Raw genomic sequence first — 14,961 nt, 5'->3', positions numbered from 1 at the left:
CCAGAATATTCTCAGGAAGGAGATCGCCCACCATGCCCAGCACAGCGCTTAATCATCACTACCGCGACAAACGATGGGAGGATCTCGCTGATCAGCGTGGTATTGAAGCACTGCTGAACTGTTATTGCCGTGATATCGCGACCCCAGCCGGCGAACTGCAGGTGGCGCCAATAGGCAAAGGCCAAAGCTGGCCCCAAGCGTTGCGGGTGAAACTGGCCACCGGCAACGCCTCCGCCTTGCTCATCCAATTGCCAGAGTTGGCGGGGGAGTTGTTGTTGGCCGTGGCGGGGGATTCTCTGGCGGGGAACTATCGCTTCCAGTCCGCCCCTTTTTTCAAATCCTCGCCCCGAGGTTGGCAATTGCTGGATCTGGCCCGGCTGGCGAGAGTGTTGCTTCAGAATCTCGCCCGGCGTTCCGGGCAACCGTTCAATGCCGAACTGTATCAGCAGATTCTGGGCAGCGGTGAGGTCATGCGACGCATACTGTGCTACAGCCAGGTGCCGGCGGTTTGGGGGCAAGGGTTGACGGGTTACCGATGGTCGGAACAGGCGTTGAGTTTCGGGCATCGTTATCACCCTGCTCCGAAGGCCAGGGAAGGCTTCAGCGAGGAAGACACGCTGCAGTACTCACCGGAAATGGGAGCTGGGTTTGCACTTTACTATTTCGCGGTACAGCAACGCGATCTGCGCTGCCGCGGACTGGATGCGGAAGACCTTGAGACACTCGCTGCTCCGCCTGGGCTTGAGGTGCCGGCGGGCTTCATGGCGCTTCCGGTGCACCCCTGGCAGGCACGCTACCTGATGCGTCAGGCTTTCGTACTGGAGTCCATTCGCAGTGGCCGCATTCAGCCGCTGGGGCAGGGCGGCAGCATTTTCTATCCGACGGCGTCCGTGCGCACGCTTTACCAGCCGGGCAATCCGTTTTTCTACAAGTTTTCTACTCATGTCCGGCTCACCAATTGCGTGCGCAAGAACGCGTATTACGAACTGGAGAGTGCAGTGGTGCTGTCCCAGGTGTTGCGAGAACATCTTGAACCGATGCTCGCCGACTATCCCGGGTTCAGGCTGATGTATGAACCGGCTTATGTCACGCTCGATTTCACCGAGGCTGAGGACGCCCGGCGTCAGTCGCTCATGGAAGGTTTCGGCCTGATCTTGCGTAACAGTCTGGAGCCTCTGCTGGCGCCAGGGGTAACACCAGTGTTGGCGGCGTCGCTGTTCAGCGAGGATCGCTTCGACCGCTGCCCGGTTGCGGAAGCCGTGGGTACCTGGGCGCGATTTGCAGATGTCAGCCGGCGCCAGGCGGCAGTCGAGTGGTTCGATCGCTATCTGGAACTGCTGATGCCGCCTGTGCTGGACGCCCTGTTCACCCGGGGAGTGGTGTTTGAGCCCCATCTGCAAAATGTGGTTATCGGATTGAAGGACGGGTATCCCGCCCAGGTGTTTGTACGTGATTTGGAGGGCACCAAGCTGATTGTCGATCTCTGGACCGCACCGCTCCCCACCGAAATAGACGCCCGAGCGCGGGCGTCGATTCACTACAGCGCCGACAAGGGATGGCAGCGCATTGCCTACTGCCTGTTGATCAACAACCTGTTTCAAGCTGTCAATTATCTTGCTCTGGAGGATTCGGACCTGGAAGCAACGCTGTGGCGAGTCTGGCAAACCCATCTGGAACGGTTTCTGGACGGTTCCGACAGCGCCTGGGCACACCAGGTACTCGGCGGATTACTCCGAGGCGAGTCAATTCCCAACAAGAGTAACCTGATCACCCGGTTGTTCAAGCGGGCAGACCGGGATTCGGAGTACGTGCAGGTGCGCAATCCACTGGCTGCACTGGCTTCAGAGACACCGGCGCAGAACCTCCGCATCGCAAGTACCGAGACAGAAGACACAGCCATCGGCACGGACAGCACAACATGACTACAGAAGCACAAACGAAAGCAGCGAACAGCGCAGCGTCTGACATAAACGTACCTGAGGAGGCAATACCGCATAGCAAAGTACCGGCCAGAATCCATCTGGCAGCCATGGATTTACAGCACCGGCACAGCGACCCTCTCTGCGCCTATATTTACGATTTAGACAGCCTGCGCAACCACGTAAAAGCTGTGGTCGAGTGCCTGCCACCGCAATGCGAAATGTTTTACGCTACCAAGGCCAATCCCTCGCTGCCACTGCTGCGAACCCTGGTGCCCTGGGTTCATGGATTGGAAGTGGCATCGGGTGGCGAGTTGCGATGGGTGCGACGTCATTTTCCCGAGCTCCCCGTCATCTTTGGCGGTCCTGGCAAGCTGATTTCGGAACTGAAGTACGCCGTCCAATCAGAGGTTGAGCTGATTCACGTGGAAAGCTTGCTGGAGCTGGAGCGCCTGGCAGAGGTAACGGAGAAGGCCCGAAAGAACCAGAAAATTTTGCTGCGCATTAATCTGAGCCTACCGGAAATGGCGACCACGAGCCTGACCATGGGCGGTGTGCCAACCCCCTTTGGTATGGATGAGGATACGATTCCGCAGGCTCTGTCTCTGCTAACCCGCGCATCACATCTGGAACTGGAGGGCTTCCATTTTCACCTCATGTCCCATCAATTGGATCCTGACCGTCACCTGGCTTTAATGCGGACCTACATGCGGCGCGTCAGCCAGTGGGAGAGCGACTACGGTCTGCGGATCGGGCAGATCAACGTCGGGGGTGGCATTGGTATCAATTACATCGAACCGGAGCAGCAGTTCAACTGGCCCTATTTTTGCCGGGAACTGGCCGGGCTGCTGGCACACGAAGCCTCTCCTGAGTGGCGTATCCGGTTTGAATGTGGCCGTTTTCTCACGGCGGGCTGCGGCTATTATGTAACGGAAGTGCTGGATATCAAACACAGCCAGGGCGAAGCATTTGCCATCTGCCGCGGCGGCACCCATCACTTCCGAACCCCTGCCGCTCAATCCCACAGCCACCCTTGTGAAGTATTGTCTTTGTCCGTTCCTGGGGTGAATCCGTCTTCCGGTCTTCACAACCAGGCAATCACATTGGTCGGCCAGCTGTGCACTCCCAAAGATGTATTGGCGCGTCAGGTCCAGGTACCAGTTCTAAGGGTAGGGGATCTGGTGCTGTTCACCTATGCCGGCGCGTATGCCTGGAATATTTCCCATAAAGATTTTCTGATGCACCCGTCTCCTGTCGAGCACTTCCTGAAAGAATCCTTAGGCTGACAAAGGGCATGTCCACAGAAAGGAAATAAATTAATTAATTGAAATACGAACTATTATCATTACAATTGCGAAAGACCTTAAGCGAACAAATAATCAACTAGTGTTGACCATGGAGTTTTCATGTTTTTTCTGACAATAAAGCGCTCACCCGGGCTGGAGTATTTTCGACCAGGGTCCCGTTCCTTTTTACCGTTCTCGTTTGCCGCGCTTATAAGTTCGCCTGCGCTGGCACAGGAACAGACCCCTGATGCTGAAAATGACTTGTTTACGCTACCGCCTCTCACCATATCTGGGGACTGGTTGGGAGCGCCCACGGAAGAATCCGAAAAAACCTACACAGGTTCACGCACCGTTGTCGACAAAGAGGAATTGCACAAGCGCGGCGCTCTTAATCTTGAAGATGCCTTGCGAGCGACCCCCGGGGTTCAGGTTTTGGATGAAACCGGCACCGGTATTCTGCCTAACATCGGGGTCCGCGGCCTGAATCCTCTGCGCAGTGAGCGCCTGCAAATCCTGACCGACGGTTATCCTATCGCGATCGGCCCCTACAGCAACGTGGGCGTGTCCCTGTTTCCGGTCACTCTCCCCAGCCTGGAGGCTGTGGATGTCGTGCGGGGTGGGGCGGCCGTTCACTATGGCCCGAACAATGTCGGTGGCGTGGTCAATTTTGTAACGCGCCCGATTCCGGCTGAAACCTCCCACACCCTGCGTGAGCGGGTCACCATCGCGGAAGAGACCGGAAATGTCTTTACGGATACCTACTACCGCGTCGGCGGCCCGGCCAGTGACAAGCTCGACTTGCAGTTTCAGGCTAATATCCAGCGTGGTGACGGCTTTCGGGATCATTCGGATACCCAAGTCGACAACTTCATCGTTGATGCCCGCTACTACCTGAACAATGAGAACGAACTCGCCACCCAGCTTCAGTACTACAACGTCGATGCCGAGCTGCCTGGCGCATTGACGCCAGAGGCTTACGAACAAGACCGTACCCAAAGCCAACGGCCTTACGATGCCTATGAAGCTGACATGACTCGTGCGACGTTTACCTGGACCTACAACCCGACGCCGGATGTTGAATTCCAGTGGCGCAACTTCGTTCATGATGCGGATCGTACTTTCTTTTTTGGTCAAAACCTGAGTGGTACGGGCGGTGTCTTTGATCCGGGCGTCGCCTCTACTCACCGGGCTGACTCGCCCAGGCTTTTCCGGGTTTACAGTACCGAGCCACGACTCGCCATCAGCAAGGGAGGCCATGACATCACGCTTGGAGCCCGTTACCTGACAGAAGATGTCGAGTTTGATGTCAATCGCGTTGAATTTGCCAGCGATACCCGCTCAGTTGCGCGGGACTGGCATCTCGACACCCAGGCGCTGGCTTTTTACGTTAGCGATACCATGCACTTTCTGGACGATCGTCTGACGGTGACTCCGGGTTTGCGCTATGAAGACGTCAACATGGATTTTCGTGACAACCTGAACGGAAACAAGGAAGAGAACGACACGGACGAATGGCTGCCAGGATTGACCCTTGGCTACCAGGCGACAGATCGCGTTTTTTTATTCACCAACAGCCAGCGGTCTCTGGTACCGGTGCAGATTGCTCAGACTACGCGTGACGGCGATGTTGCTAATGAAACGGCCTGGAACTATGAGCTGGGCGGTCGTGTACAGCTCACGCCTGATCTGCTGTCATCAGCGACCCTGTTCCGAATTGACTACGATGACCAGATTCAATTTAACCGCACCGAAAGTCGGTTCGAAAATCTCGGTGAAACACGGCATCAGGGTATTGAACTGGATAACCGCTGGCAGGTGAACCCCAACCTGGAGCTGGGTCTGGGGTATACCTTCCTCGAGACAGAGCAGCTAAGCGGCGCCAACGCCGGCAACGAGTTGCCGAACGCCCCCGAGCACAAGATCAGTGCGGATGTGGTCTATTCCTACCAGGCCTGGAACGCCAATCTGAACTGGCTGTATGTCAGCACCAGTTATAGTGATGCAGACAACACCGAGAAAGAAACTGCCGATGGCGGTGCTGGCGAACTGCCTGCCTACCATTTTGTGAACGCCCGCCTGGGTCGTGACATCGTTATGGGAAGTGGGCGTAATTTGAACCTGGCCCTGGCGGTAAACAATCTGCTGGATGAAGATGCCTACTTCCGGGGTGTGGACGTGAGCCCGATTGGCCGTGTTCCGCAGCCCGGGCGCAGTCTCATTCTGGAGGCGCAACTGGACTTTTGATTCAGTCGCCTGATATCCGACGCCGGGATCTGCTGTGCAGGCTCCGGCTTTATCACGAAGAAGGGTGATTCTTTCCCGAGTCGAAACGGTTGAATCGCCCTTGGCTGCCGATTACACTACCGCGCCCATCACTAATGATTCTCATTTAATTATGCTGTTGAACGCTACTACTGCCACCAAAGAGCGACCCGGGATCAAGGCAGGCCCAGGCTTATGGCGCCGATTGGCCCTATCGATAACCTGGGTCGTTATTGCAGTTCCTGTACTGACTCAGGCTGGAACCAACTCCGTCACACTCACTGATGATCGGGGTAAAACCATTGAGTTGACGCAGCCCGCCACCAGACCGGCGGCCATATCGACGTTTGGTGCAGACGTGGCAAAAGCCCTGGGCATTCGTCCCGTAGCCATCACGACGTTTGGCCTGGAAGGGACGCCTGCCTACTTAGGGCCTGATATGAATAAGGTACCCAGTCTCGGACCGCGTCATCAGCCTAACCTGGAACGCTTGTCCCGCATTGCACCGGATCTGGTGTTTGCTATCAGACGTTATACCGAAAAGGATGGCCCCCAAATTGAAGCCATCGCACCCATGGTGGCGCTGGACCTCATTACTCTGCAAGACAGCCTGCATGCTGTGGCACTGGCTGGTGATGCTTTCGGCCGGCCACAACAGGCGCGGCAGATCAATGAACAGTTTTTGACCCGGCTAAACAGTCTTGCGGCCCGAAATCCCAGCAATCGTACTGTTGCTATTCTCACCAGCGGTGGTGAAACGCCTTTTGTCTATTACAATCACTTTCTGACGGCGGAGCTGTTGGAACGTCTGCATCTTGACAATGTGGGTGGGCCGCCCCCCAATCCTGATTCAGGTATCCCGCTGGGCTATCGCATCAGCCTGGAAGGACTTTTGACCCTGAATCCGGATGTCATTTTTTTGCTGCCGAGTAACCGCCAGCGGGGTTTTACCCTCAACCCGGTTTGGCCTTATCTGCAGGCCGTAAAGAACGATGAGGTGTTTGAGGTCGGCCAGCACTGGAAAGAGAGTGCCGGGCCCATCGCACGATCTCTGGTGCTTGACGATATAGCGCGCCTGCTGTTCCCGGATCTCACGCCCGTCAAGACCTCGTCGCAATGAGGCGAGCATCCACCAGTACCAACATGACTACTGTCTATGGTGCAACATTGTTGGTGATCGCTGCACTATTTTTGATGGGTTTGTTGGCCGGTCGACAGTGGACCACCCCGGAAACGCTCTGGAGTGTTTTGCAAGGGCAGGGCAGCATCATTGAGCGAGTCAGTGTGCTGGAGCTTCGCTTACCCCGCAATCTGCTCGCGATGCTGGGCGGCGCTACTCTCGGGGCGGCCGGGGCCATCATGCAAGGGGTCACCCGAAATTCACTGGCTTCGCCAGGGCTGACGGGAGTGATTGCTGCTGCAGCGTTTGGAGTGGTGGGTACACAGACGTTCTTTACTCCCGATGCCTTGTGGCTGCCTGTCATTTCGCTTTGCGGTGGACTTCTGGGTGGCATGCTGACGTTTGTTATTGCGGGTCGCGGCAGGCTCCAGCCCGAGCGGGTCGTGCTTGCCGGTATTGCTGTCACTGCATTATGCACGGCCCTGACAACGGGCACTTTATTGGTATCCGGCTCCGAAGCGGCTGAACTTTACTACTGGCTCGCCGGTAGTCTGATGGGGCGGGGGTGGTTGCAGCTCAAGCTGGTCGCTGTGTGGCTTATTTTGCCTTTAGTGGTGGTACTTCTCTTACGTCGACCTTTTCGAGTGCTGCAGCTTGATGACGAATTAGCGCTGTCCATGGGGTTGGCTGTCGGGCGCTGGCGGCTGCTATTCCTGGTGTTGGCGCTGATCATGGCGGCCGCTCTGGTTTCCGTAACGGGTCCGGTCATCTTTATTGGCCTGGTTGCGCCCCATATCGCACGGCGCCTGATTCGCGACCAGTTTCAACATTGGCTGCCATTGAGCGCGCTGCTGGGAGGGTTACTGTTATTGGCGGCCGACACCCTGGCACGGCAACTCGCATTTCCGCAGGAGTTGCCTGTGGGGATGTTAACGGCATTGATTGGTGCGCCCTGGTTGCTGTATTTATTGAACTCCCGTGAGTCTGCCCATGTTGGCTAACACCAGAGAGCCCGACAAAAAACCGTTGCTGCAGCGAACAACGGTTTTGCTTTGGCTTGGGTGCGGGCTTATTTTTCTGACGCCCTGGCTGGGCCTGCAGTTTGGCGCCACGGATTTGAGTTGGCAGCAGGTTCTGGCGGGGTTGTTGGGGGAGGGTTCAAGTCACGTTGAGCGTGTAGTGATGGATTTACGCCTGCCCCGGACTCTGATTGGCCTGGTGATCGGCATTCACTTCGCTTTGTCCGGCTGGCTATTGCAATTGCTTACCCGAAACCCGCTGGCAGAAGCGGGCATACTCGGCATATCCGGCGGTGCCAGTCTGGTGGCGGTAGCCGCTTTTGTGGTGGGCGACTGGATTCAGCCGGGCGACAATCCTTACGGGGGGACTCCCTTTGCACTTCAGTATTTACCGCTGCTGGCGATGCTCGGTGGTTTGCTGGCCGCACTGGCCGTCTATGGCTTGAGCCTGCGTAATGGGGGGCTGTCACCCCTGAAACTGACCCTGACGGGTGCGGTATTGGCCGGCATGCTTCACGCGTTGACCACCGGCGGCCTGGCATTTTGGGGGCACGCACACACCGAACTGGTGGCGCAATGGCTGGCCGGCTCCCTGTACGGCGCTACCTGGGCCCATCTGGAGGCTTTGCTACCCTGGACAGCACTAGGAATGATCGGCGTGTTGATTTTGTTGCGGCCACTTAGCGCTATGCAACTGGAAGACGAGCAGGCACGCAGCCTCGGGCTTCATCTGAATCGTTGGCGCGCCATTGCCCTGGTGGTGGCAGCGCTGATGGCGGCAAGCGCTGTGGGCATTGTTGGCCCAGTAGGGTTTATCGGCTTATTGGTGCCTCATATCAGCCGACGTCTGGCCGGCTCAGGTCTGTTGGTTCAGTGCCTGATGTGTACGGCACTGGGCGCCACGCTGGCTGTTGTCGCCGATACGTTAGGGCGGACTATTTTCGCGCCTTATGAGTTACCCGTTGGTGTGGTGTCGGCTGCACTGGGCGTGCCATTTTTTCTTTATCTGCTGTCACGTCAGCCGTAATGCGTCATTCGGAAAAGTCCCAGGAAACAAGCTATGTTACGTACTGATCGACTCACTCTTGCATACGGCAGTAGCGACGTAGTGCACGAGTTATCATTGGCAATTCCAGCAGGCGAGATCAGCTGCCTGGTTGGCCCTAACGGATCAGGCAAAAGTACGTTGCTGAAAGGGCTTGCAGGATTAATAGCCCCACGACACGGTCAGGTATTGCTTGAGGAACAGCCCCTGTCTTTGTGGAGCCGCAACGAACTGGCGCTTCGACTGGCTATGTTGCCGCAGAAACCCATCGTGCCCGAAGGCATTCTTGTGAGGGACCTGGTCACGCTGGGCCGTTTTCCCCACCGAAAATGGTGGCAACGTGACGGGCGAGAAGACCGCGAGGCATGCCAGCAAGCCATGTATATGACCGGTGTGGAGGCGCTTGCGGAACGTCCGGTGGCGTCGTTATCCGGAGGGCAGCAACAGCGCGCGTGGATCGCCATGGCGCTGGCACAGCAGACCGATATTCTGTTGCTGGATGAGCCTACGACCTATCTGGACTGGGGATATCAACTAGAAGTACTGGAACTTCTGGTCGAACTCAATAAAAGTCGCGGCCTGACCGTGATTATGTCTTTGCACGATCTGAATCAGGCCGCTCAATTTGCCGATCATGTAATGGTACTGGAGAATGGGCGACTAGAAGCCGCAGGCACACCGGGGCAGGTGATTACAGAGACTCTAATCGCTCGGGTTTTCAGAGTTAGAGGGGTCGTATCACTGAATGCTGAAGGGCTACCTTTTTGCATGGGTCACGGCACATCACAGAACCACAACACTGTAACCATTACCAAATAAACGGCCAATTCGTCGTCCAACGCAAGAGCCCGGTTTTTCCAATTCGCGCTCCCAGTCAGTGATTTGTCCATTCCGGGTCAACTGAAGATTTAACTGCGTTTTGTAGTTGTCCAATGCTCATCCGTCGGACGGACAACTATTGTCATAATTTTGAGGTTTTAGTGTCGATGAACTACGGTGCTCCAGAAGTTAAGGCTTTCATTCAGAACAAACCATGAATCAATTACTTGGCAGCTGACCGATCATGAATCGCTCGGGCCGCAGCGAGTATGCAAGCTTGTAGGGGCTCGAGAAAATTGGGGCTCAGGGTTCCGGCATTGATGACGTTCATGGTCAGGAGTCGCTGCCCGGGTAGCTGATCCATTTGGATGGGGCGAACTCTGGCGGAGATCACCGAAGACTCAGGTAACAGTGCCACTGCCAGCCCCGATTCCACTGCCGAATACAGATTGGCCATGTCGGTGCTGTTCAGCACTGGATGGTAGTCCAGACCAGACTGCTTCAGATCCGAAGCGGCAATATCCCTCAACGCACAATCGCTCTCCAGTAACGCAACCGGTAATGCTTCCTCCGTATCGATAGGCAGCCCGACCGGGGCATACCAGCACAGGGCTTCCGACCACAGGCTTTTTTCCGATGCAAACTGAGGCTCGCCGGTGACAATGGCTACATCCAGATCACCGGTGGTTACCAACTCCCGGAGCTTGCGGCTACGGCCGCAGGTAATCCGGGGCACCAACTCCGGGAAGGCGTCTCGGATGCGCGGTATGAATTGCTGCAAAAACGTCTGGGCGTAATCGGTGGGTATCCCGAAATGCACCGGTCCTCGCAGTGGCTCCAGGCTAAGTGCACTGAGGGTCTCGTTATTCAGACGCAGTATTCGGTCAATATAGCCCAGCAAGGTTTTTCCCGGCTCGGTGAGCTTGATGCCCTGGTTGCTGCGCTCCAGCAGGCGATGTCCAAGCTGCTCCTCCAATCGTTTGATCTGCATGCTGACGGCTGCCTGCGAACGGAAAAGGCGGCTGGATGCCTCTTTAAACCCGCCAACCTCCACCACCACGGCAAAGGTGTTTAACAGATCAAGATCAAGCAGGGGTTTCATAGGCTTTGTTTCCGACCGTGTATTATAAAAACTGAATCAGCGTATCAATAATATTCGTTTGAGTGAATAACTGTCGGGCTCTATGATGCCACCATAGCCGTTGCAATTGACGATAAATTGATCAGATCAATAGGTCCGGCACTAACGAGGAGGTGACACCATGAATCACATCGACATCCCTGACATTATGGCCGGGGTTATTCTGACCGGGCATGGCGGTCTGAATAAACTCGAATTTCGGGACAACCTTGAAGTGCCAAAGCCCGGTGCGGGCGAGGTGCTGATCCAGGTAGGCGCGAGTGCGATCAACAACACCGACATCAATACCCGCACAGGCTGGTATTCCAAGGGAGTGACGACGGGAACGGATCAAGGCGCGGCGGGCGGTTTTGCGACGGCCAACGAGCAAGACGCTACTTGGTCGGGCAAGCCCCTGAGCTTTCCGCGCATTCAGGGCGCTGATGTGTGCGGAATCATCGTTGCGGTAGGCGAGGGTGTGAACCCGGGACGGATCGGCGAACGGGTGCTGGTTCGCCCCATACAACAGGCACCGGATAACCCGTCTTCCTATAACCTCATCACCTTCGGTTCCGAGTGCAATGGCGGCTACGCCGAGTACGCTGTGGCGCGATCCAGCGAAGTATTTGCGGTGAACAGCACACTGAGCGACGTTGAACTTGCCTCGTTTCCCTGCGCCTACTCAACCGCCGAAGGCATGCTGGACAGGGCAGGTCTGAAAGCCGGCGAACGGATTCTGATCACCGGCGCCTCGGGCGGCGTCGGATCAGCGGCGGTTCAGTTGGCCAAGCGCCGGGGCGCCACGGTGATCGCAGTGTGTGGTGAATCCAAGTTTGACGAGGTACGTCAGTTGGGCGCTGATCAGCTGATCCCCAGGGGGCAGTCGCTGCTTGAAGTGCTGGATAAGGACAGCGTTCAGGTAGTGGCGGATCTGGTGGCGGGCCCTCAATGGCCGGAGTTACTGGAAGTGCTCAGCCGAGGCGGTCGTTACGTAGTGTCCGGTGCCATCGCCGGCCCCATCGTGGAACTGGATGTGCGCACCCTGTACCTCAAGGACCTGAGCTTTTTCGGGTCCACCTGGCAGCCCAAGCAGGTGTTCGAGAACCTGATCGGCTACATAGAGCGAAACGAAATCCGGCCGGTGGTGGCAAAAACCTATGCTTTGCGGTATGTCGTTCAAGCCCAAGAGGACTTCATGGCCAAACGCTTTCCGGGAAAATTAGCAATAGAAATCCGGACGCCGACAAGCTGAATTCTCAGACAGCACGCAACAGATAAACTGCAAACCAGTCGCGTGAATCGGTCCACTGTCCAACCGGCTCAAATCCCGCAGAGCGAGCCATTCTAAGTAAATCAGCCGAGTCGTACTTATAAGAGCTTTCAGTATGGATGCTCTGGCCGGGCGTTAACGTAAAAATGTCATTTTGAACCTGAATGGCGGTGCCTGTTTTGCAGACGAGATGCATTTCAATACGCTTGAGTTCGGCGTTATAAAACGCAAGATGCTCGAAATGTTCCGGCGTGAACTTACATTCATGACAGCTACTGAGGTGCGACAGCATATTGAGATTGAACTGAGCCGTAATGCCCTGACTATCGTTATAGGCACGCTCCAAGGTGGCGCGATCTTTCGGGAGATCGGCCCCGATCAGCAGATAGCCACCGTCGGCCAGCTCGTGGAAGTTTTCAAGCAAGGTTTGCGCATGATCGGGATCAAAGTTACCGATGGTGGAACCTGGGAAAAAGACCACACGGCCATCAGCCGGCACTGATCCTGGTAACGACTGACAACGGGTAAAATCGCCACACACAGCATCCACTAGCAACGCCGGATTGTTAGCCGCCAGGCGTGTACAACAATCCACCAGAAACGACCTCGAAATCTCGATAGGTGCGTAATGATTGAGTCGCTCATCACTGAGGAGCTTTAAGGCTTTAACGCAATTACCACTACCCGGCTCTACCAGCACCGCTCTGTCACTCATCTGATCCATCATTTCACGGGTATAGCGTGAAAATATCGATGCTTCGGTACGAGTAGGATAATACTCGGGCGTTTCGGTTATCGCATCGAAGAGCCTGGAGCCCCGAGAATCATAAAAAAACTTGGGGTGCAGCCAAGGCTTTGCATCAGACAAGCCTTTTCGAATCAATGCGAGGTCATCATCCAGAGCATCGTCCAAATGATGGACCCGGAGGTTCGCAAGTTGAGGTTGAAGGTCGCTATTCGAGACAGGCTTGACTAGAGAATCCATGGTTTGCTCCTGCGTAGGGCAATGCAATGATGTTCACTGGTGTTACTGCCAATGGGTATACGAACAACGGTTACTCTGTCCCTGGCATAGCATCTCTGGCGAGGCGCAATCCAGTGAACTGCCAACGATCCGGCGGATAGAAAAAATTACGATAACTAGAACGGCTGTGACCCTTGGGTGTGGCGCAGGAGCTGCCCCGAAGGACAAATTGGCTGCACATGAACTTGCCGTTGTACTCACCGAGCGCCCCCGGCGCAGTGCGGTAACCTGGGTAAGCGCGATACGGCGAGGACGTCCATTGCCATACCTGACCAAACATATCGCTCAGTCCTTTTTGACGTGGGGGGAGATTATCTGGATGAAGACGCGTTCGGTCGATCTGGCCGTGTAATCTGCCCCTACCATCCGCCATTTGGGTATTCGCCTGCATGCAGGCATGCTCCCACTCCTCCTCAGTAGGTAAACGGGCTCCTGTCCAACGCGCGAAGGCATCAGCTTCAAAGTAGCTCAGATGACATACAGGAACATCGTCTTCTATCGGCTTTGCACCGTGCAACGTAAATATGCGCCCTTCCTCGGATGAGAGATCCCAATACAACGGGTGTCTCCACCCTTCCTGCTGGACAGTGCTCCAACCGTCGGATAGCCAGAGTTCAGGGCGCTCGTAGCCGCCATCTTCCATGAACTGGCGAAATTCGCCATTGGTCACCAAGTTCCGGCCTATGGCAAAGGGTTCAAGCCAAACCTTGTGGCGCGGCTGCTCGTTATCAAAACCAAATGGGTGGTCATCCTCTTGTCCGACTTCAATCAGCCCACCTTTATAGAATTCAAAGCCGCTATCGCGCCTGAATGAGTTCTGATTCACAGCTACGCCACCGTCGACATAAGCTGGTAGGAGAGGGTTGCAAGCGAAATTATATTTGAGATCGGTGAGCATGAGTTCCTGATGCTGCTGCTCGTGGTTCAGCCCCAGTACCAGACGCGCGTTGATCTCTTTTTGATCGGCTTCAGGTGGGCGGTCAAGCAGATTAACCATGGCGTGATCAACATGACGCCGATAAGACATAACTTCATCAAGGCTGGGGCGAGATAATAAGTGACGCTTCGGTCGGGAATGCTGCTTGCCAATACCGTTGTAATACGAATTGAAGAGAACCTGGAATTGCTCATCAAAAAGACGGTAATGACTTAGAAAGGGAACCAGAATAAACGTTTCGAAAAACCACGTGGTATGGGCCACATGCCATTTCAATGGGCTGGTATCAGGGATTGCTTGAAGATTGCAATCCTCCGGGCTGAGGGACTCGCACAACAACTCGGATTGGTTTCTAACCTGACGAAATCTGAAACTATTATCAAGAGGCGCTTCTTCTAGCATGGCCGTTAAGCTCCTTGTAGGGGGCGGCGCGCGCGACTAGCGGTTCAATCACCTGAAACACAAACAATACGCGTTACGGGACTGTTTTCCATTACAGGTTAGTTATGTCTTTCACTCGTTAGAGCGCGGCGATAGGGGTTTCTGAGCGGTTGCCTGACCGATAGTTTCTGAGGTAAAAGGGCTGCAAGCCGAACGGAGTTACTCCGGATAGGAAACCCAGATACACCAGTGGATCGAACACCTGGGCGGCGTCGCCGAACGACGGGTCATATAGAGGAACATCACGAATCTCAATGGGCCTCCCATTCGGGAGGCCTCTGATGGATCAGGCCGTAGCCGGTTCGCGGTTATCCAGTGTTGAAGAAATCCGGGTCAGGAGTAGGGCGCTCAGTACAATTACTCCACCAATCCAGGGCGTGTTCATCAGCCCCATATCCTCGACCACGTGCCCACCGAGCCAGGCGCCACCGGCAATACCGATGTTGAATGCAGCGATGTTTAATCCGGATGCAACGTCAACAGAATGTGGCGTATACCGCTCGGCGAGTTGAACCACGTAGACCTGCAGGCCAGGCACGTTTCCGAAGGCAAAGGCGCCCCAAACAAGCAAGGTGATGACTGCTGCAATGGGATTGTAGGCTGTGAAGGTGAGTACAAAGAGGATGGCGGCCAGGCCAGCGAAAATGATGTACAACGCCGAGGTCGGCCCGAGGCGATCAGCCAGCTTGCCGCCCCAGA

The 14,961-nt window shown here is 55.6% G+C and carries 11 protein-coding genes and 1 pseudogene; 8 read left to right on the top strand and 4 right to left on the bottom strand.

Going from position 1 to position 14,961, the window contains the following annotated elements; all coding sequences use genetic code 11:
- Nucleotides 1-32: 32 nt before the first annotated feature.
- The 7 genes from ACN0V1_RS17940 to ACN0V1_RS17910 all read left to right on the top strand — a co-directional run bounded on the left by ACN0V1_RS17940 (nt 33) and on the right by ACN0V1_RS17910 (nt 9,470).
- Entirely contained in the window at nt 33-1,922 is a 1,890-nt protein-coding gene (locus tag ACN0V1_RS17940) for an IucA/IucC family protein (protein WP_417546306.1), read from the top strand.
- Entirely contained in the window at nt 1,919-3,205 is a 1,287-nt protein-coding gene (locus ACN0V1_RS17935; protein WP_417546305.1) for a type III PLP-dependent enzyme, read from the top strand. Before ACN0V1_RS17940 ends, ACN0V1_RS17935 begins: the two co-directional genes overlap by 4 nt.
- A gap of 120 nt (nt 3,206-3,325) precedes the next feature.
- Nucleotides 3,326-5,449: a TonB-dependent receptor family protein gene (locus tag ACN0V1_RS17930; protein WP_417546304.1), complete on the top strand. Its 2,124-nt coding sequence runs from the start codon at nt 3,326-3,328 to the stop codon at nt 5,447-5,449.
- Between the two features lie 151 nt (nt 5,450-5,600).
- Nucleotides 5,601-6,587 (top strand): ABC transporter substrate-binding protein, encoded by a 987-nt coding sequence (locus ACN0V1_RS17925; RefSeq protein WP_417546303.1) that lies wholly within the window; start codon nt 5,601-5,603, stop codon nt 6,585-6,587.
- Nucleotides 6,584-7,588, top strand: a complete 1,005-nt coding sequence (locus ACN0V1_RS17920; protein ID WP_417546302.1) for a FecCD family ABC transporter permease — start codon at nt 6,584-6,586, stop codon at nt 7,586-7,588. Before ACN0V1_RS17925 ends, ACN0V1_RS17920 begins: the two co-directional genes overlap by 4 nt.
- On the top strand, nt 7,578-8,633 hold the full coding sequence (locus ACN0V1_RS17915; protein ID WP_417546301.1) for a FecCD family ABC transporter permease: 1,056 nt from the start codon (nt 7,578-7,580) through the stop codon (nt 8,631-8,633). Before ACN0V1_RS17920 ends, ACN0V1_RS17915 begins: the two co-directional genes overlap by 11 nt.
- Before the next feature lie 33 nt (nt 8,634-8,666).
- Nucleotides 8,667-9,470: an ABC transporter ATP-binding protein gene (locus ACN0V1_RS17910; RefSeq protein WP_417546300.1), complete on the top strand. Its 804-nt coding sequence runs from the start codon at nt 8,667-8,669 to the stop codon at nt 9,468-9,470.
- A gap of 223 nt (nt 9,471-9,693) precedes the next feature.
- Here the strand turns inward: ACN0V1_RS17910 and ACN0V1_RS17905 are convergent, their stop codons facing one another.
- Nucleotides 9,694-10,572 carry a LysR family transcriptional regulator gene (locus tag ACN0V1_RS17905; protein WP_417546299.1) on the bottom strand — a complete coding sequence of 293 codons (879 nt, stop codon included), beginning with the start codon at nt 10,570-10,572 and terminating at the stop codon, nt 9,694-9,696.
- Between the two features lie 160 nt (nt 10,573-10,732).
- Here ACN0V1_RS17905 and ACN0V1_RS17900 point away from each other — a divergent pair, with 160 nt between their 5' ends.
- Complete coding sequence (locus ACN0V1_RS17900) at nt 10,733-11,842, top strand: alcohol dehydrogenase family protein (protein ID WP_417546298.1); 1,110 nt, start codon at nt 10,733-10,735, stop codon at nt 11,840-11,842.
- 4 nt (nt 11,843-11,846) lie between these two features.
- Here the strand turns inward: ACN0V1_RS17900 and egtD are convergent, their stop codons facing one another.
- From egtD to ACN0V1_RS17885, 3 genes and pseudogenes are all read right to left on the bottom strand, one after another.
- The gene (gene egtD, locus ACN0V1_RS17895) at nt 11,847-12,845 is read right to left on the bottom strand and encodes an L-histidine N(alpha)-methyltransferase (RefSeq protein WP_417546297.1); all 999 of its coding nucleotides are present in this window, start codon (nt 12,843-12,845) and stop codon (nt 11,847-11,849) included.
- A 70-nt stretch (nt 12,846-12,915) separates the two neighbouring features.
- Nucleotides 12,916-14,223, bottom strand: coding sequence for an ergothioneine biosynthesis protein EgtB (gene egtB, locus ACN0V1_RS17890; protein ID WP_417546296.1), 1,308 nt, complete (start codon nt 14,221-14,223; stop codon nt 12,916-12,918).
- A gap of 325 nt (nt 14,224-14,548) precedes the next feature.
- Nucleotides 14,549-14,961 (bottom strand): annotated as a pseudogene (locus ACN0V1_RS17885) (MFS sugar transporter); the annotation flags it as partial.

It is taken from the genome of Marinobacter sp. (assembly GCF_048266785.1).
In the GTDB taxonomy this organism is placed as follows: domain Bacteria; phylum Pseudomonadota; class Gammaproteobacteria; order Pseudomonadales; family Oleiphilaceae; genus Marinobacter.
This window is presented reverse-complemented; position numbering and strand designations above follow the sequence as displayed.

What these genes read in the sequence shown, in the direction of transcription:
- ACN0V1_RS17940 (WP_417546306.1), top strand. Translation starts at nt 33, where the DNA reads ATGCCCAGCACAGCGCTTAATCATCACTACCGCGACAAACGATGGGAG.
- ACN0V1_RS17935 (WP_417546305.1), top strand. Translation starts at nt 1,919, where the DNA reads ATGACTACAGAAGCACAAACGAAAGCAGCGAACAGCGCAGCGTCTGAC.
- ACN0V1_RS17930 (WP_417546304.1), top strand. Translation starts at nt 3,326, where the DNA reads ATGTTTTTTCTGACAATAAAGCGCTCACCCGGGCTGGAGTATTTTCGA.
- ACN0V1_RS17925 (WP_417546303.1), top strand. Translation starts at nt 5,601, where the DNA reads ATGCTGTTGAACGCTACTACTGCCACCAAAGAGCGACCCGGGATCAAG.
- ACN0V1_RS17920 (WP_417546302.1), top strand. Translation starts at nt 6,584, where the DNA reads ATGAGGCGAGCATCCACCAGTACCAACATGACTACTGTCTATGGTGCA.
- ACN0V1_RS17915 (WP_417546301.1), top strand. Translation starts at nt 7,578, where the DNA reads ATGTTGGCTAACACCAGAGAGCCCGACAAAAAACCGTTGCTGCAGCGA.
- ACN0V1_RS17910 (WP_417546300.1), top strand. Translation starts at nt 8,667, where the DNA reads ATGTTACGTACTGATCGACTCACTCTTGCATACGGCAGTAGCGACGTA.
- ACN0V1_RS17905 (WP_417546299.1), bottom strand. Translation starts at nt 10,572, where the DNA reads ATGAAACCCCTGCTTGATCTTGATCTGTTAAACACCTTTGCCGTGGTG.
- ACN0V1_RS17900 (WP_417546298.1), top strand. Translation starts at nt 10,733, where the DNA reads ATGAATCACATCGACATCCCTGACATTATGGCCGGGGTTATTCTGACC.
- egtD (WP_417546297.1), bottom strand. Translation starts at nt 12,845, where the DNA reads ATGGATTCTCTAGTCAAGCCTGTCTCGAATAGCGACCTTCAACCTCAA.
- egtB (WP_417546296.1), bottom strand. Translation starts at nt 14,223, where the DNA reads ATGCTAGAAGAAGCGCCTCTTGATAATAGTTTCAGATTTCGTCAGGTT.